Genomic DNA, 24,981 nt, shown 5'->3' with positions numbered 1-24,981 from the left:
TGCAGGAAGGCGGCAAGAGAGTGAATCCCCAGAAGCATAGATAACTATGTGACTGGGGTGAACGCACGTAGCCAACGCACAAGCAACTTGAAGTATGACATGTAAATCAACGTAGAACACTAATAGTAGAAAGCTAATAAGGAAATCATTATGCGCTACTCGAAACTCTCTCTGCTGGTTCCATGTGCACTACTTCTCAGCGCCTGTACTACCGTAACGCCGGCCTACAAAGATAACGGCACGCGTAGCGGCTCTTGCGTAGAAGGCGGGCCAGACAGCGTGGCTCAACAATTCTATGATTACCGTATTCAGCACCGAAACAATGACATTACTCCCCTTCGTCCGTACCTCAGCGACAACCTGGCGAAACTGCTGAACGATGCCAGCCGTGATAACGCGCATCGCGATCTGTTTAACAGCGATCCGTTCTCTAGTCGCGCCACGTTACCGGACAGTGCCAGCGTCGCCAGCGCATCGACCATTCCGAATAGTGATGCACGCAACATTCCGCTGCGCGTAGAACTTAAACAGGGTGACCAAAGCTGGCGTGATGAAGTGCTGATGATCCGCGAAGGCCAGTGCTGGGTAATTGACGATGTCCGCTATCTGGGCGGCAGCGTACACGCGCCAGCCGGGACGCTGCGCCAGTCTGTCGAAAACCGCTAACCGCCCCATTCACCCGCCTGAATCATAACCCCCATAAATTGTCTGGCATTCTGCATAGAATGCCGACAATTATTCTTGCCCACTGGTGGCCCCGCTATTTTGTGCTATGTTTAGATAAGAATGCGGTTTGCATTTAACTTTTAACGCATAAATATTGCATAACTATTCTGTCAAAGGTAGTATCTGCGGCTTCAATAGCTATCAGACTGCCAGTATCGAGTGTCAATGAGTATTCAATTAAACGGCATTAACTGCTTCTACGGCGCACATCAGGCGCTGTTCGATATCACGCTGGATTGCCCTCAGGGTGAAACACTGGTGTTACTTGGCCCAAGTGGAGCCGGGAAAAGCTCGCTGCTGCGCGTACTCAACCTGCTTGAGATGCCGCGCTCGGGCACGCTCTCTATTGCGGGTAACCGTTTCGACTTCACGAAGACCCCGTCAGACAAAGCCATTCGGGAGCTGCGTCAGAACGTGGGCATGGTCTTCCAGCAATACAACCTTTGGCCGCATCTCACGGTTGTGCAGAATCTGATTGAAGCGCCCTGCCGCGTACTGGGTCTGACAAAAGATCAAGCGCTGGCGCGTGCCGAAAAATTGCTGGAACGTCTGCGCCTGAAGCCGTACAGCGATCGCTACCCACTGCATCTCTCCGGTGGCCAGCAACAGCGTGTGGCCATTGCCCGCGCGTTGATGATGGAGCCGCAGGTGCTGCTGTTTGATGAACCTACCGCAGCGCTTGATCCGGAAATTACTGCCCAAATCGTCAGCATCATTCGTGAACTGGCGGAAACCAACATTACTCAGGTGATCGTCACCCACGAAGTGGAAGTTGCACGTAAAACGGCCAGCCGTGTGGTGTATATGGAAAACGGTCATATCGTCGAGTTTGGGGATGCGAGCTGCTTTGCCAACCCGCAAACCGAAGCGTTTAAAAACTATCTCTCTCACTAAGATTCGGGACAATACAATGAAAAAAGTTCTGATTGCCGCGCTAATCGCAGGTTTTAGCCTTTCCGCTACCGCAGCCCAAACCATTCGTTTCGCCACCGAAGCGTCTTATCCTCCGTTTGAATCTATTGATGCGAATAACAAAATCGTAGGGTTTGACGTTGATCTGGCGAATGCGCTGTGTAAAGAGATTGACGCGACCTGTACCTTCACCAATCAGGCCTTCGACAGCCTGATCCCGAGCCTGAAATTCCGTCGTTTTGACGCGGTGATGGCCGGTATGGACATCACGCCAGAGCGTGAAAAACAGGTTCTGTTCACCACCCCGTATTACGACAACTCTGCCCTGTTTGTTGGCCAACAGGGTAAATACACCGGCATTGACCAGTTGAAAGGAAAAAAAGTCGGTGTACAAAACGGTACTACGCACCAGAAATTCATCATGGATAAACATCCGGAAGTGACCACCGTACCGTATGACAGCTACCAGAATGCCAAACTCGATCTGCAAAATGGTCGTATTGACGGCGTATTTGGTGATACCGCAGTGGTAACCGAATGGCTGAAAGACAATCCAAAGCTGGCCGCAGTTGGCGACAAAGTGACGGATAAAGATTACTTCGGTACGGGTCTGGGCATCGCTGTGCGCCAGGGCAATACCGAGCTGCAGCAGAAATTTAACGCTGCGCTGGAAAAAGTGAAGAAAGATGGGACTTACGAGACCATCTACAACAAATGGTTCCAGAAGTAATACTTGATGAATGAATTTTTTCCTTTAGCAAGCGCCGCCGGGATGACCGTCGGCCTTGCCGTTTGTGCGCTGATTATTGGCCTCGCGCTCGCCATGTTTTTTGCCGTCTGGGAGTCAGTAAAATGGCGTCCAGTGGCATGGACGGGTTCAGCTCTGGTCACCATCCTGCGTGGTCTGCCGGAAATTCTGGTGGTTCTGTTCATCTATTTCGGCTCTTCACAACTGCTGCTGACGCTGGCCGATGGCTTTACGATCAATCTCGGGGTTGTACAAATCCCGGTTCAGATGCAGATCGAAAACTTCGACGTCAGCCCGTTCCTGTGCGGTGTGATTGCGCTGTCATTGCTGTATGCGGCTTACGCGTCGCAAACGCTGCGTGGCGCGCTAAAGGCCGTACCACTCGGACAATGGGAATCAGGTCAGGCGTTGGGTTTGTCTAAAGCCGCGATCTTCTTTCGCCTGGTGATGCCGCAGATGTGGCGTCACGCTCTGCCGGGACTGGGTAACCAGTGGCTGGTATTGCTGAAAGATACCGCGCTGGTCAGCCTTATCAGCGTGAACGACCTGATGCTGCAAACCAAGAGCATTGCCACCCGTACCCAGGAGCCGTTTACCTGGTACATTGTGGCGGCGGCTATTTACCTGGTGATTACGCTGGTGAGTCAGTACATTCTCAAACGCATTGACCTGCGCGCGACACGATTTGAGCGGAGACCAGGCTAATGCTTGAGTATTTACCTGAATTGTTAAAAGGGCTGCATACCAGCCTGACGCTGACGGTCGCCTCCATCGTGGTTGCTCTGGTGCTGGCGCTGGTTTTCACCGTCATCCTGACGCTAAAAACGCCGATTGTGGTCTGGTTGGTTCGCGCCTATATCACGTTGTTTACCGGTACTCCGCTGCTGGTGCAAATCTTCCTGATCTACTACGGGCCAGGGCAGTTCCCGACGCTACAGGAGTATCCGGTACTGTGGCACCTGCTCTCTGAACCGTGGCTGTGCGCCTTAATTGCGCTATCGTTAAACAGTGCGGCTTATACCACCCAGCTGTTCTACGGTGCTATCCGCGCAATCCCGGAAGGCCAGTGGCAGTCCTGTGGAGCGTTGGGGATGAGTAAGAAGGATACGCTGGCGATTCTGTTGCCGTACGCCTTTAAACGCGCCCTCTCCTCGTATTCTAACGAAGTGGTGCTGGTGTTTAAAAGTACCTCACTGGCATACACCATCACGCTGATGGAAGTCATGGGCTATAGTCAGCTGCTGTATGGTCGCACTTATGACGTCATGGTTTTCGGCGCGGCGGGTGTGATTTACCTGATCGTCAACGGTTTGCTGACGCTGATGATGCGCTTGATCGAACGTAAAGCGCTGGCGTTTGAACACCGGAATTAAATCGGTTTTTATGTCTGATGGCGCTACGCTTATCAGGCTACGATTCATCTTCCGTTGTACACTCTCCGGTGAATATGCATAAAGCCAAAATAAAAAAGACGGACAACAACCTAAATTGTCCGTCTTTTTTTATATCAGAAAAATAATTAATCATTTTTATTGCATATAAATTCATTAAATGGCATTGTTAATTCACGCCGCAGACACGGTAAATAATCATAAGATTGACAGACGGGAGTTCCACCATGAAAAAGTTAGTACTGGCCACATTACTTGCTACTTTCGCCGCTGGCGCCTCAGCTGCTGATAAAATTAGTTTTGGTGTATCAGCGACTTATCCGCCATTTGAGTCACTGGATGCAAGCAATAAAATTGTCGGTTTTGACATCGACCTGGCAACGGCACTGTGCAAACAAATGCAGGCTGACTGTACTTTCACCAATCATGCTTTTGATAGCTTGATTCCCGCGCTGAAATTCAAAAAATATGATGCGGTGATTTCCGGAATGGACATCACGCCTGAGCGTAGCAAGCAGGTGGCATTTACTCAGCCTTACTATGCAAACTCCGCGCTGGTGATTGCGAAAAAAGACACCTATAAAACCTTTGCCGACCTGAAAGGGAAACGCATTGGCATGGAAAACGGTACCACGCACCAGAAATACCTGCAGGATAAACACCCTGAAGTGAAGACCGTGGCCTACGATAGCTATCAGAATGCGATTATCGACCTGAAAAATGGTCGTATTGATGGCGTATTTGGCGATACCGCCGTGGTTAACGAGTGGCTGAAAACCAACCCGCAGTTAGGTGTAGCCACTGACAAAGTGACCGACCCACAATACTTCGGTACTGGTCTTGGCATTGCGGTTCGCCCGGATAACAAAGCCCTGCTGGAAAAACTGAATAGCGCGCTGGCCGCAATCAAAGCTGACGGCACGTACCAAAAAATCAGCGATCAGTGGTTCCCACAGTAACGTCCACCCAATCTGAAAAGCCGCATTCTGCGGCTTTTTTTATCTCTTCGCCTTCGCTTTCAGTCAGTTCTTACGCCATAAACCCATTCCTGGCGTACACTTGTTAAAACGAAAAAAAGTGAGGCAAACGGATGATAGCGTTCCCTGCCAGTTTACTGATCCTCAACGGAAAAAGTGCTGATAATCTCCCCCTGCGTGATGTCATTGCAGAGCTCCGCGATGAAGGCGTGGAAATCCATGTTCGCGTTACCTGGGAAAAAGGCGACGCCCAACGCTACGTTGATGAAGCTTGCCAGTTAGGCGTTGCAACGGTGATTGCCGGCGGCGGCGACGGCACAATTAACGAAGTCTCGACGGCGCTGATCCAGTCACAGGGCGGCAATATCCCGGCGCTCGGTATTTTACCGTTGGGAACGGCGAATGATTTTGCAACCAGCGTAGGCATACCCGACGCCCTTGATAAGGCGTTAAAACTGGCTATCGCCGGAAATGCGACTGATATCGATATGGTTCAGGTCAATGATAAAACCTGTTTTATCAATATGGCGACCGGCGGCTTCGGCACACGCATCACCAGCGAGACGCCAGAAAAACTCAAGGCCGCATTAGGTGGCGTATCGTACTTTATTCACGGATTAATGCGCATGGATACGCTCAAACCCGACATCTGCGACATTCGTGGGGAAGATTTTCACTGGCAGGGTAAGGCGCTGGTCATTGGTATCGGTAATGGTCGTCAGGCCGGTGGTGGGCAACAGCTTTGCCCGACAGCGCTGATCAACGATGGTCTGCTGCAACTGCGTATTTTTACCGGCGAAGAGTTGTTGCCAGGGCTGCTTTCGGCGTTAACGCAATCCGAAGACAACCCTAACATCATCGAAGGCGCATCATCGTGGTTTGATATCCGCGCCCCGCACGAAATTACGTTTAATCTCGATGGCGAACCGCTTAGCGGACAAGAATTTCATATTGAAATCCTGCCCGCAGCGCTACGTTGCAGACTGCCGCCGGGTTGTCCGCTACTGCGTTAACACGACGACACCCCAACTGGGATCAGGCAATGGTGACTTTGCTGTCCAGATAAACATCCTGCACGGCGTTAATCAGCTTAACGCCGTCAGCCATGGTTTTCTTGAATGCTTTTCGTCCAAGAATCAGCCCCATGCCGCCAGCACGTTTGTTAATCACCGCTGTACGTACCGCATCGCTCAGATCGGTTTCGCCGCCAGCCGCACCGCCAGAGTTAATTAATCCGGCGCGCCCCATATAGCAGTTCGCCAGTTGATAACGCACCAGGTCAATTGGGTTGTCGCTGGTCAGCTTGCTGTAAACGCGATCGTCGGTGTAGCCAAAGTTGACTGCTTTATACCCGCCGTTATTTTCCGCCATTTTCTGCTTAACGATATCCGCCCCGATAGTGGCTGCCAGATGGTTAGCCTGCCCGGTGAGATCGGCGGAAACATGGTAATCCACGCCATCTTTTTTAAACGCGGAGTTACGCAGATACGCCCACAGCACGGTGACCATGCCCAGTTCATGAGCACGCTCGAACGCCGCAGAAATCTCTTCAATCTGGCGACGGGACTCCTCTGAACCGAAATAGATGGTTGCCCCTACCGCAACCGCGCCCATATTGAATGCCTGTTCTACGCTGGCATACAGCGTCTGGTCAAACGTATTGGGGTAGCTCAGCGTTTCGTTGTGGTTAATTTTTACAAGAAACGGAATGCGGTGCGCGTAGCGACGGGAGACGGAAGCCAGCACGCCATAGGTCGATGCCACGCAGTTACACCCTGCTTCGATAGCCAGTTCCACAATATTCTTCGGATCAAAGTACAGCGGGTTAGCCGCGAACGATGCCCCCGCGGAGTGTTCCACGCCCTGATCCACCGGTAGAATCGACAGATAACCTGTCCCGGCCAGTCGGCCCGTGTTATACAGCGTTTGCATATTACGCAGCACCGCTGGCGGACGGTTGTTATCCACCATCACGCGATCGACGTAATCATGTCCAGGCAGGTAAAGTTGGTCAGAAGGAATGGTCATACAACGATGCTGTAAAAGGTTGTCGGCATCTTTGCCAAGCAACTGCGCAATATCAGTCATAGCTATGCTCCCGTAAGTTCCGATTTGAAACCGGAATGTGGATTGTCCTGACCCGCTTTGTTGCGGGCAGCAATAAGCCTGGTACCGACTGCGTTTTTTTTCCATCTTTAGCGCACTTTTCAGCAACTTCTGCTGGCTCGATTCAGGAAGAAATAATGTTAAGGCGGTCAAATTTAGACCTCAAAGGTATTTTAAAGGTATTATCGAATGGTACTATCAGTGCGTACCTTACCTGTCATGAAGGATTTAAAGATGAAAACTACAGTTAAGCTGTCGTTCATGATGTTTGTAGAGTGGTTTATCTGGGGCGCCTGGTTTGTACCGCTGTGGCTGTGGCTGAGTAAAAGTGGCTTTAGCGCCGGGGAGATCGGCTGGTCCTATGCCTGTACCGCGATTGCTGCGATCCTGTCGCCCATCCTGGTCGGTTCTGTCACTGACCGTTTTTTCTCCGCGCAAAAAGTGCTAGCGGTGCTGATGTTCGTCGGCGCTATTTTGATGTACTTCGCCGCCCAGCAAACCACCTTCAGCGGATTTTTCCCGCTGTTACTGGCCTATTCGTTGACCTATATGCCGACGATTGCGCTGACCAACAGTATCGCTTTTGCCAACGTCAGTGACGTTGAGCGTGATTTCCCGCGCATCCGTGTGATGGGGACCATTGGCTGGATCGCCTCTGGTTTGGCCTGCGGTTTCTTACCGCAAATGCTTGGCTATAGTGACATCTCCCCTACCAATATTCCTCTGCTAATCACTGCCGGAAGCTCCGCTCTATTGGGCGTCTTTGCGTTCTTTTTACCGGATACGCCGCCGAAAAGTACCGGCAAAATGGATTTCAAGGTCATGCTGGGTCTGGATGCGCTGATCCTGCTGCGGGATAAGAACTTCCTCGTCTTTTTCTTTTGCTCTTTTCTGTTCGCGATGCCGCTGGCGTTCTATTACATCTTCGCCAACGGTTATCTGACAGAAGTCGGGATGAAAAACGCCACCGGCTGGATGACGCTGGGCCAGTTCTCTGAAATCTTCTTTATGCTGGCGCTACCGTTTTTCACCAAACGCTTTGGCATTAAAAAGGTATTGCTGCTTGGTCTTATTACTGCGGCTATCCGCTATGGATTTTTCGTTTACGGCGGCGCGGAAGAATATTTCACTTACGCCCTGCTGTTTCTCGGCATTCTGCTGCACGGCGTCAGTTACGACTTCTACTACGTCACAGCCTACATTTATGTCGATAAAAAAGCGCCCGTACATATGCGCACCGCGGCGCAAGGGCTTATCACCCTCTGCTGTCAGGGATTCGGTAGCCTGCTCGGTTATCGTCTGGGCGGCGTGATGATGGAAAAAATGTTTGCTTATCAGGAACCGGTGAATGGTCTTACCTTTAACTGGGCTGGCATGTGGGGATTTGGCGCGGTCATGATCGCCGTCATTGCCGTAATGTTTATGATTTTCTTTCGCGAGTCAGATAAAGAAATCACCGCCATTAAGGTGGACGATCGCGATGTAGCGTTGAAACAAGGGGAAGTAAAATGAAAGCAGAACGTATTCTCGGTGCTCTTTATGGGCAGGCGTTAGGGGATGCGATGGGTATGCCGTCGGAACTGTGGCCAAGAACCCGGGTTAAAGCCCATTTCGGTTGGATCGACCGTTTTTTACCCGGCCCTGCGGAGAATAATGCCGCCTGCTATTTTAACCAGGCGGAGTTCACTGATGACACCTCCATGGCGCTGTGTCTGGCTGATGCCCTGCTTGAGTGCGACGGAGAGATTGTACCCGACGTTATTGGCCGCAATATTCTGGCCTGGGCCGAACGTTTTGATGCTTTTAATAAAAACGTGCTCGGCCCGACCTCAAAAATTGCCCTAAAAGCCATTCGCGACGGCAAACCTGTCGCCGAACTGGAAAATAGCGGCGTTACCAACGGAGCGGCAATGCGCGTTTCACCGCTGGGATGTCTGCTCCCCGCGCGCGATCTCGATGCCTTTATCGATGATGTGGCATTAGCCTCCAGCCCGACGCATAAATCGGATTTGGCTATCGCTGGCGCAGTGGTGGTCGCATGGGCGGTATCACGCGCTATCGACGGCGGAAAATGGTCAGAGATTGTCGACGCGCTGCCAGCCATTGCCCGGCATGCGCAGCAAAAAAGGATCACTACCTTTAGCGCATCGCTCTCTGCACGCCTTGAACTGGCGCTGAAAATTGTCCGTAACGCTGACGGCATTGAGTCTGCCTGCGAGCAGTTGTATCAGGTTGTAGGGGCCGGAACCAGCACCATTGAATCCGTGCCTTGCGCCATCGCTATGGTTGAGCTGGCGCAGACCGATCCTAACCGCTGCGCCATTCTGTGCGCGAACCTCGGGGGCGATACCGACACCATCGGGGCGATGGCAACTGCCATTTGTGGCGCGCTCCACGGCGTAAGTGCGATTAATCCGGCATTGAAACATGAGCTCGATGCGGTAAATCAGCTGGACTTTATCCGCTACGCCAGTGGATTGATGCGACTGCGCGAGCAGCGGGAGGCACTATGAGCACCACGCGTCTGCAACAACTTCTCCCGCAGTTACGCACACAGCGACCCGTTACGGTGGTGGGTGCGGCGGTGATTGATGTCATTGCCGATGCGTATGCCCTTCCCTGGCGCGGATGTGACATTGAACTCAAACAGCAAGGGGTGAACGTTGGCGGCTGCGCGCTCAATATTGCCGTAGCACTCAAGCGGTTAGGTATCGACGCCAGTAATGCTTTACCGCTGGGTCAGGGGGTGTGGGCCGATATTATCCGCAACCGGATGGCAAAAGAGGGACTGCACAGCCTGATCGATAACGCCGCAGGCGATAACGGCTGGTGTCTGGCTCTGGTCGAGCCGGATGGCGAACGTACCTTTATGTCCTTTAGTGGCGTCGAAAATCAGTGGAACGCTGACTGGCTGGCACAGCTGGAGATCCCACGTCACAGCCTGGTTTATCTCTCGGGCTATCAGTTAGCCTCTCCGTGTGGTGAGTTGCTGGTGCATTGGCTGGAAGGGCTGGAGGAAGTGACGCCATTTATCGATTTTGGCCCACGCATCGGCGACATTCCCGAGCCCTTACTGGCAAGAATTATGGCCTGCCGTCCACTGGTATCGCTCAATCGGCAGGAGGCGGAAATTGCCGCCGAGCGGTTTGCATTAAGCCAGGATATAGAAGGTTTTGGCGCACAATGGGTGCAACGTTTCGCCACACCGGTGGTGGTACGCCACGATAAAGACGGTGCGTGGTATTTCAGCACCCAAACTTCCGGTTGCATACCGGCATTTTCGACAGCGGTCGTTGATACCATTGGCGCTGGTGACAGCCACGCTGGCGGCATGCTGGCGGGACTGGCGTCTGGCTGGTCGCTGGCTGACGCGGTACGGCTTGGAAACGCCGTGGCGTCCTGGGTGGTAGGGCATCGCGGGGGCGATTGCGCCCCTACGCGCGAGGCGTTACTCCTCGCACACAAACACGTATAGATCGCTTCGACAATAGCTGATGCTGTATTCAATGGGCCGTTGCTGCTGGTCAAGCGCTACCTGCTTGATCACCAGCACCGGCACTTTGCTGTCCATTTGAATGTGCGCCTGGAACTCTGCGTCAGGCATTCGGGCACTGACACGTGAGCGGGTGCGCTGCGGGAAAATATGCAGGCTGCGAAAATAGTCATACAGTGAAACGCCGATGGCATCCACGTCATGAATTAGATGGGCAGGAACCCATGACTCTTCAATAGAAACCGCATCTTCATCTACGTAGCGAATGCGCTTGAGCAAGAAGACGTCACTCCCCGTGGCAACAGCCAGCTGCTGCGCTACCTCTTCCGGGCAAGGCACAATCCGCTTGTTAACCCACAGCGTATCTGGTTTTTTACCGCGCAACACCACCTGCTGTGAAAAACCACGCGCTTCTTTTAGCGAATACTCGAAGATGTTGTTGATCTGCGTCCCGTAACCGCGGGCGCGCGTCACGACGCCTTCTTCTTCCAGGGCTTGCATCGCCTTACGAACCGTAATTCGCGAAACGCCAGTCAATTGGCTGAGATCGCGCTCGCCGGGCAGGATATTTCCATGCTCCAGAATCCCGCTGCGCACAGCGTTTTTCACCGTTTGCGCAAATTTGATATACAGCGGCGTGTTATCTGCCGCGGAAATGCGTTCATTCAGTTGCGCGATAAGCTGGGTATGCGCTTGTTCCATTTATCTTTTTCCTGCAGCCGTTTCTGCAGCCAGTATACTCATTACCACCACGCGTGGAAATGATGCACCGGACCAATTCCCTCGCCGACTTCCAGGGTGTCGGCCTGCGCCAATGCCGCTGAAAGCCACAACTTAGCTTCCTGCACTGTCTGTGCCCAGTTGTCATGGCGCGGACGCAGCGCCGCCAGCGCCGCCGATAGCGTACAGCCAGTACCGTGGGTATTTTTGGTCATCACCCTTGGCGCGGTAAAACGCTGCTCGCCATCACGGGTAAAGAGCCAGTCGGGGCTTTGCGCATCCTCCAGATGACCGCCTTTCATCAACACCGCCTCGCAACCCAGCGCCCGCAGCGCCCTTCCCTGCTCTAACATCTCCTGCTCAGTCTGCGCATGGGGAGCCCCGAGCAGCGCCGCAGCTTCGGGTAAATTTGGGGTGATAATCGAAACCTGCGGCAGCAAATGGGTACGCAGCGTTTCAACCGCCGAGGGAGACAGCAACGGATCGCCGCTTTTCGCCAGCATCACGGTATCCAGCACGACATTTTGCACCCGATGGCGACGCAAACGTTCGGCGACCGCTTCAACAATATCCGTTTCCGCTAGCATACCGATTTTAGTGGTGTCGATACGCACATCACTGAACACCGAATCCAGCTGTGCGGCGACAAAGTCAGGTTCAATGCGATACACCGACTGCACCCCGCGCGTATTTTGCGCCACCAACGCCGTGATAACCGAGCAGCCGTAAGCGCCAAGCGCCGAGAACGTTTTTAAATCGGCCTGAATACCTGCGCCACCGCTAGGATCGGTTCCGGCAATGGTTAATGCGTTAATCCGTTTCATAGTTGCTCCTGCGCGTTCAGGTTATAGAGGGCGTCGATAAATGCCGGGACAAAACTGCCCGGTCCGGTTGATTGTTGAGTGGCTATTTGTCCAGCCTGTTTCATCCAGCTACAGGCAGAGGCGACGTTATCAAGCCGGTCACCGTGCAGGGCGCAACTGGCCGCAACGACCGCCGACAGCGCGCATCCGGTGCCCACCACGCGCGTCATCAACGGATCACCGCCGTTCACGCAGACGGTACGCTGACCATCGGTGACATAGTCAATTTCGCCGGTAACTACGACAATGGTCCCAACCTGACGAGCCAGTGCCTGCGCTGCAGGAAGCGCGGCGGCTGCCGTATCGGTCGTATCCACGCCGCGTCCCCCGCCGTTCATACCCGCCAGAGCCAGTATTTCCGAAGCGTTGCCGCGGATAGCTGCAGGCTGTAGCGCCAACAAATCCAGACAGAAGCGACGACGAAACTCCAGCGCCCCCACGGCAACGGGATCGAGCGTCCACGGGGTTTTAGCAAGTTGTGCCCGCTCAACTGCGGCGCGCATCGCCGTAGCCCGTTCCCGGGTTAAGGTGCCGACATTAATCAGTAATGCACTGGCAATAGACGCGAACTGACTGACTTCCTCGGGCTCGATTACCATTGCTGGTGATGCGCCCAGCGCCAACAGCGTATTGGCCGTAAAGCTTTGCACGACCTCGTTGGTCATGCAGTGTGTGAGAGGGGAAAGCGTTCTAAATTGGTGTAAGGTGTGAGCCGCGAGTGTGCGGCTGTGCAGGTCAGGCTGCATGGTTCAGCTCCTGCCCGCGCGAAGAAGGGACACGAGCAGTGTCAGACTTCCCTACGCTGGCATTATCCAGATCAGGTTGTACGCCATATGATAAACCGCATCTGTTACGGGATACACAGGCACTTATAAACTTTTAAAAACATATTTACGTGCATTTATCTGGGTGCTTAAATGGGTACATTCTCAAAAATTGGGTAATTGAAATGAAAGCACCAAAGAAAATCACTAAACAATCCCAGGTTGACGCACTAACACTACCCGCCGATAAAAATGTAATGCGGATCTCTGTACTAAACGGCGCGTTGACGGGTCTTTCGCTGGTTTTACGTCGTACTTCTTCCGGCGGCGTCACTGGCAGCTATATCACCCGCCGAGATGGTAAGGACATATCAATTGGCCCGCGCACGTCCTGGACGCTTGCGGCTGCACAGGAGCGCCATCGGGAAATCATGACCAACATGACGCGCGGTATTGACGCAAGGACAGAAGCGATCACCGTTCCGCACGATCTTAACGCCCTATTCCGCGCTTATATTAATAATCCTGCTTTTGCGCCTGCTGATTCAACGGTTAAAACATACGTTTGTACCTGGCAAAAGTATTGTAACCGCTTGTCGGCTTACGGCGAAACCACGATCGAAAACTTCACGCGCGCCAGTGCTCACAGTCTGATCCGTACCGTCGCCGAAAAGCACAGCGTAAACAGCGCTAAAAAACTGCGCGACATTCTGTTAGCACTGCGCCACTACCTGGAAAGCCAGTTCGATATAGAAGCGTTTGAAACGCTTATGACGCTGCAAAAACTGTTAGGCAAAAATAACACCGAGCTTGAACGGTCGCGACAGCCGCGCACGAACTACCTGGAAAAAGACCAGCTTCGCGCATTATGGCGGTATTTGTGCGAAGACGAAACCAGGCCTGCACATCTGGCTGCACGTATGCTTATCTGTGCACCATTGCGTAAAGGTGAAGTCGTCGGCGGGCGATGGGAGGAAGTCGACGAGGATGCGGGCTTATGGCGGATCCCTGGTTCACGTACTAAAACAGGTTTTCCGCTCAACGTGCCGATCAGTCCAGCAATGGAAGAGATATTCGAAGCGGCACGCAGATGCGTTGACGGTGGTTTTATTTTCGGAATCAGTTCGTCGGCGATTAATCACCGCTTGCCGGAAATGCGCGCGGCCTGCGGTAACGCCGAAATGACGGTACATGATTTGCGTCGCACTGCTTCGCAATTGTCGGCTAGCGATGAACTGAACGAACCAGGGAGCGGGTTAACGTTTATTGAGGCGGATCTAATTTTAAACCACGTCAAAGGTGCAAAGAGCCAAGCGAGCGCTATCGCGACCACATATCAACCTGAAACACTACAAAAAATGGTTACTGATGCGATCGCTAAGTACCAGAATTGGCTAGAAAAAGAGATAATAGACATCCCGTAACATATTGATTTAAATGAAAAAGTCATTGCCTTAGTGAAATGCGATGCCCATACTAAAAACACGTAAATATGCTCATAGAGGTAACTAACGTGTTTTTAAATAAAACTGAAGTCGCACATCGTATCGGGGTAGGTAGAACCAACGTCGATTACATTATCAAGACTGATCCGACATTCCCTAAACCTGTTCAACTCACCCCATCACGCCCGCATTGGCTGGATGTCGCGATCGATGCCTGGGCGCTGGCGCGCAGTGAGATGGCGAACCAAAAACAGGAAAGAGGCCGTGCAGCATGAATCACAAGGGAAATAAAAAAGCCCGTCCTGCCAGACGAGCTTTTTTAATTGGTATCAATCACGCGATCAACGAGATTAATTATATGACCGGTCATATTGCAGAACAAGTTATAACCTGTCGGCGGAGGGTCAATAAATGACAACCGCTATTGATAAGACTACTACGAATACAGAATCCCGTAAAGGCCGTACGTCGGCGGCAGAAATCGCCGAAAAACCCCGCACACGCAGCGCCGACCGGTTCACGTTCGGGCTATGGCGTAAACGTGGAGCGTGCGACGTCAGCGAACAATGCGTCGACGGGCTGGCGTACGTGGCTGAGTTTATCCAGGCAGGTGACGAACTTTTACCCACGCCTGCTACACCCTCAATCGCTCTTTACGAGGTTTTCACTGCGACAGGCCGCCCCGATACGGTGGAAGCGTTAAAATCGCGAGTGGACGCGCTGGGAGCGTCGGCTGCGTGGTTAGAAGGTGAGGATCGCGCACTTATCGCTATCCCGCACACAAAAACGAACGATTTCGACGCCTGGAAGATCTGGAAAGAGATTTTAAAGCGCCTGGAAACGCCGGGGGTAGACATCCGTTTAGTTAACAGCGGCGGAGATGACAACGGTAATCTACAACCCTTCGTTGTTCCGGAAGACTTCATCGTCGACTTTTTCGGCGAAGACGTGATCGACGTAGAAGCCACCGCAGATCGATGGGGCTTTAAAGTTATACAGTCCAAAAAAGACTGTTCAACGGAGCAAGCCGACCCGCGTTTTATCAAAGCAGCACGTCATCAGGGCCAGCCGTTGATTGAAGGGATGGTCGACATCGGCGACTACGGCACCATTTACGCAGCGCCGAACGTCGGGAAAACCACGTTAGCTGTACACATGGCTTTCTGTGTGGCTAACGGCATGAGCCTGTTCGGGCATATGCGCACGTTGCGCAGTCACGTAATTTACGCCGACCTTGAGTTCAACAGCATCGACGACATGCTTACGGCGTCCGCAAGATACCACACGTCGCGTCCAGGCTGGTATCAGATGATCCACCAGACAAACGTTTTGCCCGACCTGGGCAACGACGCCGAAATCGACACCTGGTGCAACGCAATGTTGAAAATAACCAACGGCGAGCCGTGTTTCATTGTCATCGACACGCAGCGTAAAGCGGCGCAGCTATCCACCCGTGCGGGTCAGCCGCTGAAAGAGAACGACAACGACAATATGACCGTTATCGCTAACGCCCTTCAGCGTATCGCACACCGCATGAACGGTGCGGCGTTCAGCCTGCATCACACGACGAAAGCCAACGGCGAAGCAATGGCAGGCGGCGGTGCACTGGAAGCCGGGATCACGTCCGCTTTCTGTCTGACCGTTCCGGACAAGTCGAAACCTGATCAGTTGAATCTGATCGCCACAAAACGACGCGGAAATGGTATGCCGAAGGGTACACCCTACGGCATTCAGATGGTCGAAGTAAAAATCATGGACGACGATGATGCCGACGAAGCTGTCAGACGTCATGAAAAATGGTTTGCCGACTCGATACCGTCAGGAGCAAAAAACACCGCTATCAACGATCAGAAGCGCGCCACGTTCGCGACTGGTCCGCGTACGCACGCCAGAACATTCTTTCCTGGATTGTTCGAAGCATTCGAGGTGAAACAGGGCGCATTGTCCGCAAACGCCGTAAAGCAGGAACAGAGACGCGACGACATAGCAGCCGCGAAAGAGTTTGTTTTAAATGCGCCGTCGCCGGTCTGCGTTGCTGATGTTCGCGAGGCATTCGGGATCTCTAAAAGTTCAGCACAACGCTATATTGAAACCTTGCTAAAAGACGGTTCGATAGCGTGCGTTGAGAAAGCGGAAGGCCGAAAACCTAACAGATACGGGCCATTGTAGTTTTGCGACCCATTTTGCGGTTCACACGTATAGTAAAACACGTCTGAACCGCTACAAACACAACAAGCAGTACACCAACTAATAAAACCACCCTAAGGGGTGGTTTTATTAGTTGGTGATTGGGATGTCGATCGACGTTGTAAGCACGTTTGCGACCCATACGGTGTGAACCGTTACGAGCCGCGCTATTACTGGCTTCGTAACTTTGTGACTCATACCTATAAAACGTGTGAATCACAAAGTGAACCACAAAAACACTGAGGACGTGTAAAACTCGTTATTACTCGTCTGAAGGGTTGAACAAGCGTAGCGCGTTAGTGTTTGCGGTTCAGATGGTATGAACCGCTAAACCACTGTGATTTAATTCAGTAGTTTTAAACATAAGCGACAACCACAAATAGTGACAACCACTTTCCCCTATACATCACTTCGGTACCGTAAAAACCGGAATCACCTGTTCCGCTTTTTCGAACAGGTCGAACAGGTCATTAACAGGTCAAATACAAATTTCAGGCATCCGCGATGGCCATCGTACGCTTGACGGCGTAAACCACTGCAAAAAAGGACTCACAACGATGCCACGCGCGCCGAAACAACCTGTTAAACAGTCAACCGCTAAAGGTCGGGCTAAAACTCAATTCCAGAAAGGCCAGTCGGGTAATCCGGCGGGCAGACCGGCGGGTCGCATGAACTTCGACCGCATGATCCGGCTATGGGTCGCCGACCACAACGCAGAACACCCCGATTCGCCGCTGGACGCTTCCGGCCTGCTTAAAGATATCGGCAAGCGGGCATCCAGCGCGAAGGCGGAAACCGTGTTTAAAGCATTGTTGTCGCATATGCCGAAGCCGTCGATCGACCCAATCAACATGGACGCGGTCGACTTAAGCGATCTGGACGGTCTGACGGAACGCCTTGTCGAGCAGTTATTCACCGGCGCTAACCCGGACAGCATTAAATTCGCGCTTGATTGCGTGCAGCGCCTTTCCGATATTCGCGCCGCTGAAGCGGAACGACGCGCGCTGGAGGCGTTAAGCAAATGAGAACAGGAACGACGGCAGCACGCCTTAAGAAAGTCCGTCAACGCCTGGCAGCGGCGAACGCGGAGCGGGATCTTGCCAGCGGTAAGCCAACATGGAACACGCATCCGCAGTTCGTCGAAGCGTTGCGCGAATTTAAAATCTATATCGGCGATCCGGTCGACGTGTTAGGCCGCGATTGGGAAGCGTTCTTCCTGCCGTGGGAAGTCATGATCGCCGGATATGCAGATCACGACCTGAAGCGTGAATTTATGCAGCACCAGAAAGCTGACGCGGAAGAGTTCGACGCGCCATCCTGGTCATTCGGCGAAATGGTCGTCCGCCAGCACAAGGAGGACACCGGCGCATGATCATTAACACCAACCAACCGCACCCAACCAAAACGCACAACGGACTAACCAGGCAGGAACGCGAAGAACGCGCAGCGGCTGCGGCGCGTCATCGGCAATTAGACACCCTGCGCGCCCGCGTACGGACTTCAATGGCTGACATGGATGAAACACCGGCGGATCCTGCCGCGTACCGTCAGGCGGGCGTACAGGCCGATGCAACGTGGGAGGACGTCGAACGCCGCGCACCAACTGGAAACAGGAAGATAGTCAAAGGGCGCATATTATCGGGGCGCGGTGGAAATAAGCACACGTACGGACCCCAGAAAGAGCAAAAGGATTTACCCGACCTACCACACACCACAATAGACGATCGCAGCGTGGCTGGCGTCCTGCGCACGATTGCGGCGATTAAAAATAAGGGCGACCGCCTGACGGTGTTTTATCACGACGGTGAGAGCGAAACATTAGCCCAGGCGCGCCCCTTCCTGGTTGAAATTATTTCGACAGAACTAAAACGCAAAGTCACGGCGGGAGAAGTCAACGCCGCCGCCTACTACATAGCCACTACCGGTAGTCAGTTAGTTGTTACGGGACATTAAGTTATTGTTTTGCATCGATTTTTTGTCTTTACTTGTCCCTGAATTGTCCGTAACTTGTCCCTTGTTGATTCTCGTCAACGTTGATCATGAAACACCCTTGACCCGAAAGCGCACCCCGATGCGTGAGTAGGGTCGCTCAATCCGCCGGAATCCAACCAATGATTACACCCAAAAAAACCGTAACTGTCGTAACACTGGACGCAGGCAGCAGCAACGAAACGGAGATCGAGATCCGCAGCATCGTTGACTGTTCCGTCTTGCCGCCTCCTGGACGTTCGCCAGCCTGCGCACAACTGGCGCGCTGGTTCGCGGATAAAGTCGCAGAGGGTCAAAAATTCCGCCTTTGCAACGCACCCGATGCCCTGATTAAAGAGTTTCGCCGCGCTTCAGAACGGCGAGGCATCAAAGTAAGCGCCGGTATGCCGCGTAATGAATATGGCGAACTGATCGGCCTGAGTCACATTGAACTGAAACAGAAGGAATCAAACTGATGCAAAAGAACAGCGTAGAAGTGAAACGCCACATCCTGAACAGCGCAGGCCAGCCGCATAAATACACCGGCGCAAGTGTCACGCACGTCGAGATGGCCTTCGCTGGCTATATGGCGCAGCACCATCCCGAAGTGCGCACCGACGAAGTAGACGGATGGGTCGCGGCGTATGCCAACAAAAACAAACTGGCTTAAGGTGCTGAATATGGTCAACGAAAACGAACTACGCGCCCGCCGCCACCTGATCATTTTGCTGGCTAACGGCGTACATGAAGCCCTGGCAATGGATGCCGACAAGCTGGACGACCGCATGAATGATTTATTCATTGAGAAGGTCGGATGCCGTAACTTCGCCAGCGACGAAGAGGAAGACAGCTACGTCGACGGCGTCGAAAAAATGATGTTAGCCGAAGCATTGCAACGCCTAACCCGCGCTTAAACAGTCACACGGAGACTAACCACCATGACAGCACGACGCTACATTTACCGCCGCAGCCGCGCAGAGATCGCCCGCACTATTCGCCTTGCAATGAAACGGCGAGAAGAACGGCAGCGCGCCGCAGCCGCTGCAACAAACACCAACGAAGCCGCCAATTAAGGCGGCTTTTTCTTTCACCAATAAAGTGACAATCGCTTATGGCTGACTTAACGCAATACCTGGGGGATCGTAAGTGGTCGCCCGTTAATTTCCTGTTTAACGACACGTCCGACACCGTGTTCCGTATCGATGGGACGAACCTTGCTTCCATGACGTTTGACTGTGTGGACAACGAACAGCATCACTGGTCGAACACTATTACTGAATTTCCTGTCGAAGAAAGCGTCAACATCAGCGACAACATTAAGCCGAACCCGCGCGAACTGACGTTAACCGGCTTTATCAGTAACACGCCCATCAGCGGCCTGGTTGACGAACTGGTCAACTTTACCGACCGCTTTTTAAACGGACGCAAGCGCACGCAGGACGCATACAACCAACTGAAGGCGCTGTCGGAACTTAAGATCCCTGTAACCGTGACGACGCGTTACGAAGTCTACGAAAACATGGGGCTTGCGGACGTTTCTATCGTGCGCAGCGCGGAGAACGGCGATGCGCTGGTCGTGGATCTGGTCTTCCGTCAAATCAACATTGTCTCGACGCAAACTGGAACAGTACCAGAGGGCATCGGTAAACCAGGTGCGCAAAGCGACAACGCCACAAAGACCCGCGCAGGTTCGAAGGTAGACGCGGGTAAATCCACCGGCAAAGTTATGAAAGCGGACGATCCAAACGTACCGAAGCCCATCCAGCGTCACCGGTCGGCGTTGCTCGCGATGTCAGGTGAAAAAACGGGGTATCACAAATGAACGTCGAACAAATCGCCGCACGCCTTAACACTGGTCCCGCCACACTCGGCGAGCTTGTCCGGGCAGGTGCAAGCGCTGTCGTGATCGCCGATATGGTGCGCGCAGGTGTCGCCGTGGTGCTGCAATTCCACGAGGATAGCGACGCAATGATCATCGGCGGATATGGAACGCCGGCCCCGCAATAATTCGCGACCGGTCCCGCCAGTAATCCAGCCCGCATCAGCGGGTTTTTTAGTGCTTACAGTTTAATTATGACTGTTCAATGCATCTACATCATTGATGCTTTGCCGATGTGCATCATATACTCATTACACGTTTATTAAGTGGTTGCCACTTAAACGCAAAAACGCCGCTACTGCGTCAACAGTAACGGCGTCTTCTAATCTCACAAATGAGGTAAGCATCTGTGAAACTGATCGATACTTTACCGCCTGCGCTGGATGTCGTCCATTACAAGCAAACACCCTTCCCTGTATGCCAACCGTTCTGCGGGGTACAGCGCCATGATTAAAAACGACCGCGACGTCGCACGACTGCGGATCTCTGAAGGTAAAAAGTCCGTCACGCAGCCAGTGAAAACCATCGCGCCCGCTGGCGGGCTATACCTGCTTAAACGCGTCACGCCAGCCGGTAGCGAAGTGCTAACGTGGTTTTTCAGGCACGGCGGCAAGCGTCATACCGTAGGCAACTCAAAAACGGCCTATGCGACCGCCTGCGAGCTTTACGGCGAACTAGTGGCACAAGTGCTACGCAACGAAGTAAAACCGGCTGACGAGCGCCCACGGTGGACAATGGACACGTTGTTCAACAAGTGGATCGACGCCGAAGGGACGCCAGGCGCAGCGGTCGACCTTTCCCGCCTATGGCGTAAGCACTGGTCGCCGGTATGCGGCAACCTGGTAGCGGTCGAAATGAACTACCGGCGCATTGTGGAAATCGTTAATAACGTGCGCGCCGGTATGATTGAGCGTGATGGCAAAGTTCAGGCCAACGCCTTAAGCCGTGGTGCGCGCTTTATCCCGCGCATGTTCGCTTACGGCTTCAAACACGGTATAGCCAACGAACAAGACGAGCCGATCGCCGTACCGCAAACGCTGAAGGCCAGCATCGATAAGAACCAATTACCACCGAAGACGGAACCACGACAGGCCACCTTAACGGCGGGACAATTCCGCGAACTGTTCAACCAGCTACCCGACAACGATGCCGGTAACGCGCTGCGGGTCATTATGCTGACAGGTCGGCGTAAGCGTGAAGCCACGGAGATGGCACGGCAGGAACTGCGCGGCGACATTTGGGTCATCCCTGGCAAGCGCACGAAGAACGGCAAGCCGCAGGAAGTGCCGATCCTTAGTAACCTGCGCGCGGTGCTGGCGCGTTCCACCAACGAGATCGGGCGCTTATGGGAAGTCGGCGCGACAACACCGAACCTGGTATTAAACCGGCTGAACGTGATGGCCAGTTACGAAGACGAGAACGGCGAACCGGTAGTCGTACCGTGCACCGTGCACGACCTGCGCCGGTCGTGGGCTGAATTGCTGCGCACTGAATGTAAGTTAGACCGTGAAACTGTCGATCTGATGCTGGCGCATACGCCGCAGAACGCCGATACAACATCGACCACGTACCAGAAGTTACGCATCGATATGCAGAGCGCCGCAGTTGTCGACGGTTGGCAACGCTGGGATGCGTGGTGTAGTGAAGCAATAAGCAAAGCGGAGGGCTTTTAATATGGCACGTTTATTTTTAGCGGTAGTTCTGGCAGTGTTCACGGTATCCGCGTTCGCCGAAACAACAGAACGTTGCCGGATTAACTCGGCGGGCGACACGGTATGCACTGGCAAATACGGTAAGATCACGAAGCGATGCCACACAGACGGCACCGGCGCGGAAACATGCACCACGTATTAACGGCGTGAACAGTCATTCGCAAACCATTAACGACGAAAGCCCGCTTTAAGCGGGCTTCCTACTAAAAATCTGATTAGATTATTGGTTGCATCTACCCATGACATTTTTTAAATTTTTTACCAGACCCACAATAGCAAGGATCATTTCTTCCTATTTTTTTCTCATTATTAACTATAGGTGATATCTGAAAAGAATCTATTGGCTTAGGAATGAAATCAGTAAGCACATTATAATCCTTCATAGCGATTTTAGCTAACACTCGCTCTTCTTTTGTTAATGGCTTATCGAACTTGCAATAGACGACATCTTCTGATCGTCCATCAGAATCTTTACTTTCTGTTGCAATAATTATTAGTTTTTTTATTTCATTATATTTATATTTTGCTGCCAATGCATACATTTGAATACAGGAAAAGCGCTCCTTTCTGTATTTTTCATATGACAAAAACTCATCTTTCGGGAAGAACAGAAATATATAAAACTTCCCTTCCTCATCAATTGACTGAACAATTCTAGAACTTCTTCTATTTGTTGGTACTTGTTTAAACTTATCCAAAAAAGCATGGGACAAATAGTATCTCGATCTTCTACTTTCTGATGCTAGGGAAGGTGCGAATAAGCAGGTCATTTCTTCCCAAGCTGACTCGCTGATTAAAATTTCGCGGATCTGGGCCGATTTTTTTCCCGCAAACACATCGAATCAGCCTATTTAGGCTATTTTTTCCACCATTTCTGGCGTTATTTCCGGTTTTTACTGAGATCTCTCCCACTGACGTATCATTTGGTCCACCCGAAACAGGTTGGCCAGGGTGAATAACATCGCCAGTTGGTTATCGTTTTTCAGCAGCCCCTTGTATCTGGCTTTCACGAAGCCGAACTGCCGCTTGATGATGCGAAACGGGTGCTCCACCTTGGCACGGATGCTGGCTTTCATGTATTCGATGTTGATGGCCGTTTTGTTCTTGCGCGGATGCTGCTTCAAGGTTTTTACCTTGCCGGGACGCTCGGCGATCAGCCAGTCCACATCCACCTCGGCCAGCTCCTCGCGCTGTGGCGCTCCTTGGTAGCCGGCATCGGCTGAGACAAATTGCTCCTCTCCATGAAGCAGATTACCCAGCTGATTGAGGTCATGCTCGTTGGCCGCGGTGGTGACTAGGCTGTGGGTCAGGCCACTCTTGGCATCGACACCAATGTGGGCCTTCATGCCAAAGTGCCACTGATTGCCTTTCTTGGTCTGATGCATCTCCGGATCGCGTTGCTGCTCTTTGTTCTTGGTAGAGCTGGGTGCCTCAATGATGGTGGCATCCACCAAAGTGCCTTGGGTCATCATGACGCCTGCTTCGGCCAGCCAGCGATTGATGGTCTTGAACAATTGACGGGCCAGTTGATGCTGCTCGAGCAGGTGGCGGAAATTCATGATGGTGGTGCGATCCGGCAGGGCGCTATCCAGGGATAATCGGGCAAACAGGCGCATGGAGGCGATTTCGTACAGGGCATCTTCCATGGCACCGTCGCTCAGGTTGTACCAATGCTGCATGCAGTGAATACGCAGCATGGTCTCCAGCGGATAGGGCCGTCGGCCATTGCCCGCCTTGGGATAAAACGGCTCGATGACAGCGGTCATATTCTGCCATGGCAGAATCTGCTCCATGCGGGAGAGGAAAATCTCTTTTCGGGTCTGACGGCGCTTAGTGCTGAATTCACTATCGGCGAAGGTGAGTTGATGGCTCATGATGTCCCTCTGGGATGCGCTCCGGATGAATATGATGATCTCATATCAGGAACTTGTTCGCACCTTCCCTAGTTGTCTTACTGTTTCCTCATGGCTTAGAAAATCGTTTTCCATTCCCAAACCTACAGTAGCATTAAGAATTGAATCGGAAAAACGCTGAATAGTTTCATCCCAAAAAACACTGCCTTTTTTCAATGCCTTATAGTAATTATACTTAGAAGATTTCTTCAACCCTTCCCATTCATGTTCTGCAATTTGAACAAATGTATTATCTGGAACTATTTTATCATCGACAATTTCACCATGCCCACTCAAGTAAGCCCCCAAAGTATCATCCTCTCCAGGGCTTAATCCAAGATATCCAGAACGAACTACACGTTCTTTCTCTTTTAAGTAAGCAACAAAGTCAGAAATCGTATCCAATTCGGTAAGTAAAAGTTGTAGGGATACTTCGTCTAGCACATGAACGAATGTTTTATTTGGATTAATATCACCCACAGAGAAAGGTAACTCTAGAGTTTCCTTCACGTCAGAAAGGAAAATGTTCATAAACGTGCCTGAACTTCCCTCGGCGATACGTCCAAAATATTTGGATGCTGGCGCTGTACTATTACTTGTTACTGCAACAAGAAAAAAACGCATGTTTTTTTCAATTTCTATCGGAAAAGGATGTTTACATTCCTTGTCCAAAAAAAGACGCCCTTTAGTTTCTTTCAAAAACTTTTCCGCACCATATAATTGAGTTGCGGATTCAGTCACAGATCTTTTGAACCATCTCTTCCATGCGACAGAAACATCAATTCCTTCATGGAACTTAATATCTTTATCAGAGAATATTATTACATTATTTTCAAATACCACCAATAAATCACAGACTTCTTTCCCTGATTTATTTTTTGAATATCCTTCGTCACTATAAACATTAGGGTAAGACCATAGACCTATGAAAGCATTGTTCGCTAGCTCAATTAATCTTTTTTCAGTTTTATTAATTCCTTGCCCTTTCTTAATTACCTTTAACATTGTGCACCTTTGTATAAAAATACAACACGATAACGCGCTAATAAAACCTCAAGAACAGCACCTAGAAGCCTGAAAGGATTCTAGCTATAAGCTCATCATACTGACGTGCTCTCATCACTGTATCTGTTGCAATAGGCTAACGTTTCCAATCTACTTTTCAATGAGCTGGTGCAAAAAAGTGCGTTTACCGGTT

At 51.9% G+C, this 24,981-nt stretch carries 31 protein-coding genes; 23 read left to right on the top strand and 8 right to left on the bottom strand.

Annotated elements, in window-relative coordinates; genetic code table 11:
- The first annotated feature begins 150 nt into the window (after nt 1-150).
- The 7 genes from HV314_RS09515 to yegS all read left to right on the top strand — a co-directional run bounded on the left by HV314_RS09515 (nt 151) and on the right by yegS (nt 5,767).
- A complete protein-coding gene (locus tag HV314_RS09515) occupies nt 151-666 on the top strand; it encodes a lipoprotein (RefSeq protein ID WP_019077200.1) in 516 nt (171 codons plus the stop codon).
- Between the two features lie 225 nt (nt 667-891).
- Nucleotides 892-1,620 (top strand): arginine ABC transporter ATP-binding protein ArtP, encoded by a 729-nt coding sequence (artP, locus tag HV314_RS09510; protein WP_016156950.1) that lies wholly within the window; start codon nt 892-894, stop codon nt 1,618-1,620.
- Nucleotides 1,621-1,636: 16 nt separating this feature from the next.
- Entirely contained in the window at nt 1,637-2,368 is a 732-nt protein-coding gene (gene artI, locus HV314_RS09505) for an arginine ABC transporter substrate-binding protein ArtI (protein ID WP_016156951.1), read from the top strand.
- Nucleotides 2,369-2,374: 6 nt separating this feature from the next.
- Nucleotides 2,375-3,091, top strand: coding sequence for an arginine ABC transporter permease ArtQ (gene artQ, locus HV314_RS09500; RefSeq protein ID WP_046275435.1), 717 nt, complete (start codon nt 2,375-2,377; stop codon nt 3,089-3,091).
- A complete protein-coding gene (gene artM, locus HV314_RS09495; protein ID WP_016153669.1) occupies nt 3,091-3,759 on the top strand; it encodes an arginine ABC transporter permease ArtM in 669 nt (222 codons plus the stop codon). Before artQ ends, artM begins: the two co-directional genes overlap by 1 nt.
- A gap of 245 nt (nt 3,760-4,004) precedes the next feature.
- On the top strand, nt 4,005-4,736 hold the full coding sequence (gene artJ / locus HV314_RS09490) for an arginine ABC transporter substrate-binding protein ArtJ (protein ID WP_103766529.1): 732 nt from the start codon (nt 4,005-4,007) through the stop codon (nt 4,734-4,736).
- Nucleotides 4,737-4,867: 131 nt separating this feature from the next.
- The gene (yegS, locus tag HV314_RS09485) at nt 4,868-5,767 is read left to right on the top strand and encodes a lipid kinase YegS (RefSeq protein ID WP_181547905.1); all 900 of its coding nucleotides are present in this window, start codon (nt 4,868-4,870) and stop codon (nt 5,765-5,767) included.
- 22 nt (nt 5,768-5,789) lie between these two features.
- On the opposite strand, the gene fbaB is transcribed toward yegS, so the two are convergent.
- A complete protein-coding gene (gene fbaB, locus HV314_RS09480) occupies nt 5,790-6,842 on the bottom strand; it encodes a class I fructose-bisphosphate aldolase (RefSeq protein WP_016153672.1) in 1,053 nt (350 codons plus the stop codon).
- 252 nt (nt 6,843-7,094) lie between these two features.
- Here fbaB and HV314_RS09475 point away from each other — a divergent pair, with 252 nt between their 5' ends.
- Genes HV314_RS09475 through HV314_RS09465 form a run of 3 tightly spaced genes read left to right on the top strand, consistent with a single transcriptional unit; the run spans nt 7,095 to nt 10,335 of the window.
- Entirely contained in the window at nt 7,095-8,372 is a 1,278-nt protein-coding gene (locus HV314_RS09475) for a nucleoside permease (RefSeq protein WP_016153674.1), read from the top strand.
- Nucleotides 8,369-9,373 (top strand): ADP-ribosylglycohydrolase family protein, encoded by a 1,005-nt coding sequence (locus HV314_RS09470; protein WP_053388839.1) that lies wholly within the window; start codon nt 8,369-8,371, stop codon nt 9,371-9,373. Before HV314_RS09475 ends, HV314_RS09470 begins: the two co-directional genes overlap by 4 nt.
- Nucleotides 9,370-10,335, top strand: coding sequence for a PfkB family carbohydrate kinase (locus HV314_RS09465; protein ID WP_181547904.1), 966 nt, complete (start codon nt 9,370-9,372; stop codon nt 10,333-10,335). The genes HV314_RS09470 and HV314_RS09465 overlap by 4 nt, the downstream gene beginning before the upstream one ends.
- Here HV314_RS09465 and HV314_RS09460 read toward each other — a convergent pair.
- From HV314_RS09460 to thiM, 3 genes are read right to left on the bottom strand one after another with little or no spacing between them, the layout of a single operon-like run.
- The gene (locus HV314_RS09460) at nt 10,309-11,055 is read right to left on the bottom strand and encodes a GntR family transcriptional regulator (RefSeq protein ID WP_181547903.1); all 747 of its coding nucleotides are present in this window, start codon (nt 11,053-11,055) and stop codon (nt 10,309-10,311) included. The genes HV314_RS09465 and HV314_RS09460 overlap by 27 nt on opposite strands.
- Nucleotides 11,056-11,096: 41 nt before the next feature.
- Complete coding sequence (gene thiD / locus HV314_RS09455) at nt 11,097-11,897, bottom strand: bifunctional hydroxymethylpyrimidine kinase/phosphomethylpyrimidine kinase (RefSeq protein ID WP_016156956.1); 801 nt, start codon at nt 11,895-11,897, stop codon at nt 11,097-11,099.
- Entirely contained in the window at nt 11,894-12,682 is a 789-nt protein-coding gene (gene thiM, locus HV314_RS09450) for a hydroxyethylthiazole kinase (protein WP_181547902.1), read from the bottom strand. The genes thiD and thiM overlap by 4 nt, the downstream gene beginning before the upstream one ends.
- Nucleotides 12,683-12,885: 203 nt before the next feature.
- Between thiM and HV314_RS09445 the strand changes: the two genes are divergently transcribed.
- The 13 genes from HV314_RS09445 to HV314_RS09390 all read left to right on the top strand — a co-directional run bounded on the left by HV314_RS09445 (nt 12,886) and on the right by HV314_RS09390 (nt 21,852).
- Nucleotides 12,886-14,124, top strand: coding sequence for a tyrosine-type recombinase/integrase (locus HV314_RS09445; RefSeq protein WP_181547901.1), 1,239 nt, complete (start codon nt 12,886-12,888; stop codon nt 14,122-14,124).
- A gap of 89 nt (nt 14,125-14,213) precedes the next feature.
- Nucleotides 14,214-14,420, top strand: a complete 207-nt coding sequence (locus tag HV314_RS09440) for a helix-turn-helix transcriptional regulator (protein ID WP_176442220.1) — start codon at nt 14,214-14,216, stop codon at nt 14,418-14,420.
- 136 nt (nt 14,421-14,556) lie between these two features.
- Nucleotides 14,557-16,314 (top strand): AAA family ATPase, encoded by a 1,758-nt coding sequence (locus HV314_RS09435; protein ID WP_153752654.1) that lies wholly within the window; start codon nt 14,557-14,559, stop codon nt 16,312-16,314.
- Nucleotides 16,315-16,889: 575 nt separating this feature from the next.
- Nucleotides 16,890-17,357 (top strand): DUF5681 domain-containing protein, encoded by a 468-nt coding sequence (locus HV314_RS09430; protein ID WP_181547900.1) that lies wholly within the window; start codon nt 16,890-16,892, stop codon nt 17,355-17,357.
- Entirely contained in the window at nt 17,354-17,704 is a 351-nt protein-coding gene (locus tag HV314_RS09425) for a hypothetical protein (RefSeq protein WP_181547899.1), read from the top strand. Before HV314_RS09430 ends, HV314_RS09425 begins: the two co-directional genes overlap by 4 nt.
- The gene (locus HV314_RS09420) at nt 17,701-18,285 is read left to right on the top strand and encodes a hypothetical protein (protein ID WP_181547898.1); all 585 of its coding nucleotides are present in this window, start codon (nt 17,701-17,703) and stop codon (nt 18,283-18,285) included. The genes HV314_RS09425 and HV314_RS09420 overlap by 4 nt, the downstream gene beginning before the upstream one ends.
- 158 nt (nt 18,286-18,443) lie before the next feature.
- Entirely contained in the window at nt 18,444-18,776 is a 333-nt protein-coding gene (locus HV314_RS09415) for a hypothetical protein (RefSeq protein ID WP_128361329.1), read from the top strand.
- Nucleotides 18,776-18,970, top strand: a complete 195-nt coding sequence (locus HV314_RS09410; RefSeq protein ID WP_094762019.1) for a hypothetical protein — start codon at nt 18,776-18,778, stop codon at nt 18,968-18,970. The genes HV314_RS09415 and HV314_RS09410 overlap by 1 nt, the downstream gene beginning before the upstream one ends.
- A complete protein-coding gene (locus HV314_RS09405) occupies nt 18,945-19,214 on the top strand; it encodes a hypothetical protein (RefSeq protein WP_141195438.1) in 270 nt (89 codons plus the stop codon). Before HV314_RS09410 ends, HV314_RS09405 begins: the two co-directional genes overlap by 26 nt.
- A gap of 24 nt (nt 19,215-19,238) precedes the next feature.
- Complete coding sequence (locus HV314_RS27340; RefSeq protein ID WP_254922078.1) at nt 19,239-19,373, top strand: hypothetical protein; 135 nt, start codon at nt 19,239-19,241, stop codon at nt 19,371-19,373.
- 38 nt (nt 19,374-19,411) lie between these two features.
- Nucleotides 19,412-20,122: a phage baseplate protein gene (locus HV314_RS09400; protein WP_094762017.1), complete on the top strand. Its 711-nt coding sequence runs from the start codon at nt 19,412-19,414 to the stop codon at nt 20,120-20,122.
- Nucleotides 20,119-20,307 carry a hypothetical protein gene (locus tag HV314_RS09395; RefSeq protein ID WP_104446716.1) on the top strand — a complete coding sequence of 63 codons (189 nt, stop codon included), beginning with the start codon at nt 20,119-20,121 and terminating at the stop codon, nt 20,305-20,307. The genes HV314_RS09400 and HV314_RS09395 overlap by 4 nt, the downstream gene beginning before the upstream one ends.
- Before the next feature lie 318 nt (nt 20,308-20,625).
- Nucleotides 20,626-21,852: a hypothetical protein gene (locus HV314_RS09390; RefSeq protein WP_181547897.1), complete on the top strand. Its 1,227-nt coding sequence runs from the start codon at nt 20,626-20,628 to the stop codon at nt 21,850-21,852.
- Nucleotides 21,853-22,124: 272 nt separating this feature from the next.
- Here the strand turns inward: HV314_RS09390 and HV314_RS09385 are convergent, their stop codons facing one another.
- From HV314_RS09385 to HV314_RS09375, 4 genes are read right to left on the bottom strand one after another with little or no spacing between them, the layout of a single operon-like run.
- Entirely contained in the window at nt 22,125-22,685 is a 561-nt protein-coding gene (locus HV314_RS09385) for a YecA/YgfB family protein (protein WP_326928852.1), read from the bottom strand.
- Nucleotides 22,621-22,803 carry a hypothetical protein gene (locus HV314_RS27335; RefSeq protein ID WP_326928844.1) on the bottom strand — a complete coding sequence of 61 codons (183 nt, stop codon included), beginning with the start codon at nt 22,801-22,803 and terminating at the stop codon, nt 22,621-22,623. The genes HV314_RS09385 and HV314_RS27335 overlap by 65 nt, the downstream gene beginning before the upstream one ends.
- Nucleotides 22,785-23,765, bottom strand: coding sequence for an IS5-like element ISKpn26 family transposase (locus tag HV314_RS09380; protein WP_000019441.1), 981 nt, complete (start codon nt 23,763-23,765; stop codon nt 22,785-22,787). The genes HV314_RS27335 and HV314_RS09380 overlap by 19 nt, the downstream gene beginning before the upstream one ends.
- 45 nt (nt 23,766-23,810) lie before the next feature.
- On the bottom strand, nt 23,811-24,788 hold the full coding sequence (locus tag HV314_RS09375; protein WP_326928843.1) for a hypothetical protein: 978 nt from the start codon (nt 24,786-24,788) through the stop codon (nt 23,811-23,813).
- Between the last annotated feature and the right edge of the window lie 193 nt (nt 24,789-24,981).

The sequence above is a fragment of the Citrobacter sp. RHBSTW-00887 genome, from assembly GCF_013728095.1.
Classification (GTDB): Bacteria; Pseudomonadota; Gammaproteobacteria; order Enterobacterales; family Enterobacteriaceae; genus Citrobacter; species Citrobacter braakii.
The sequence above is the reverse complement of the archived record's forward strand: the minus strand, read 5'-3'. Positions and strand labels throughout refer to the sequence as shown.

Bases quoted from the DNA above. Each gene is read 5' to 3' on its own strand.
- artQ (WP_046275435.1), top strand. From the start codon at position 2,375: ATGAATGAATTTTTTCCTTTAGCAAGCGCCGCCGGGATGACCGTCGGC.
- artI (WP_016156951.1), top strand. From the start codon at position 1,637: ATGAAAAAAGTTCTGATTGCCGCGCTAATCGCAGGTTTTAGCCTTTCC.
- HV314_RS09445 (WP_181547901.1), top strand. From the start codon at position 12,886: ATGAAAGCACCAAAGAAAATCACTAAACAATCCCAGGTTGACGCACTA.
- HV314_RS09465 (WP_181547904.1), top strand. From the start codon at position 9,370: ATGAGCACCACGCGTCTGCAACAACTTCTCCCGCAGTTACGCACACAG.
- fbaB (WP_016153672.1), bottom strand. From the start codon at position 6,842: ATGACTGATATTGCGCAGTTGCTTGGCAAAGATGCCGACAACCTTTTA.
- HV314_RS09390 (WP_181547897.1), top strand. From the start codon at position 20,626: ATGATTAAAAACGACCGCGACGTCGCACGACTGCGGATCTCTGAAGGT.
- HV314_RS09420 (WP_181547898.1), top strand. From the start codon at position 17,701: ATGATCATTAACACCAACCAACCGCACCCAACCAAAACGCACAACGGA.
- HV314_RS09435 (WP_153752654.1), top strand. From the start codon at position 14,557: ATGACAACCGCTATTGATAAGACTACTACGAATACAGAATCCCGTAAA.
- HV314_RS09470 (WP_053388839.1), top strand. From the start codon at position 8,369: ATGAAAGCAGAACGTATTCTCGGTGCTCTTTATGGGCAGGCGTTAGGG.
- HV314_RS09395 (WP_104446716.1), top strand. From the start codon at position 20,119: ATGAACGTCGAACAAATCGCCGCACGCCTTAACACTGGTCCCGCCACA.
- HV314_RS09380 (WP_000019441.1), bottom strand. From the start codon at position 23,765: ATGAGCCATCAACTCACCTTCGCCGATAGTGAATTCAGCACTAAGCGC.
- HV314_RS09410 (WP_094762019.1), top strand. From the start codon at position 18,776: ATGCAAAAGAACAGCGTAGAAGTGAAACGCCACATCCTGAACAGCGCA.
- yegS (WP_181547905.1), top strand. From the start codon at position 4,868: ATGATAGCGTTCCCTGCCAGTTTACTGATCCTCAACGGAAAAAGTGCT.
- HV314_RS27340 (WP_254922078.1), top strand. From the start codon at position 19,239: ATGACAGCACGACGCTACATTTACCGCCGCAGCCGCGCAGAGATCGCC.
- thiD (WP_016156956.1), bottom strand. From the start codon at position 11,897: ATGAAACGGATTAACGCATTAACCATTGCCGGAACCGATCCTAGCGGT.
- HV314_RS09375 (WP_326928843.1), bottom strand. From the start codon at position 24,788: ATGTTAAAGGTAATTAAGAAAGGGCAAGGAATTAATAAAACTGAAAAA.
- artM (WP_016153669.1), top strand. From the start codon at position 3,091: ATGCTTGAGTATTTACCTGAATTGTTAAAAGGGCTGCATACCAGCCTG.
- artJ (WP_103766529.1), top strand. From the start codon at position 4,005: ATGAAAAAGTTAGTACTGGCCACATTACTTGCTACTTTCGCCGCTGGC.
- thiM (WP_181547902.1), bottom strand. From the start codon at position 12,682: ATGCAGCCTGACCTGCACAGCCGCACACTCGCGGCTCACACCTTACAC.
- HV314_RS09460 (WP_181547903.1), bottom strand. From the start codon at position 11,055: ATGGAACAAGCGCATACCCAGCTTATCGCGCAACTGAATGAACGCATT.
- HV314_RS09405 (WP_141195438.1), top strand. From the start codon at position 18,945: ATGCCAACAAAAACAAACTGGCTTAAGGTGCTGAATATGGTCAACGAA.
- HV314_RS09515 (WP_019077200.1), top strand. From the start codon at position 151: ATGCGCTACTCGAAACTCTCTCTGCTGGTTCCATGTGCACTACTTCTC.
- artP (WP_016156950.1), top strand. From the start codon at position 892: ATGAGTATTCAATTAAACGGCATTAACTGCTTCTACGGCGCACATCAG.
- HV314_RS09400 (WP_094762017.1), top strand. From the start codon at position 19,412: ATGGCTGACTTAACGCAATACCTGGGGGATCGTAAGTGGTCGCCCGTT.
- HV314_RS09425 (WP_181547899.1), top strand. From the start codon at position 17,354: ATGAGAACAGGAACGACGGCAGCACGCCTTAAGAAAGTCCGTCAACGC.
- HV314_RS09415 (WP_128361329.1), top strand. From the start codon at position 18,444: ATGATTACACCCAAAAAAACCGTAACTGTCGTAACACTGGACGCAGGC.
- HV314_RS09475 (WP_016153674.1), top strand. From the start codon at position 7,095: ATGAAAACTACAGTTAAGCTGTCGTTCATGATGTTTGTAGAGTGGTTT.
- HV314_RS09430 (WP_181547900.1), top strand. From the start codon at position 16,890: ATGCCACGCGCGCCGAAACAACCTGTTAAACAGTCAACCGCTAAAGGT.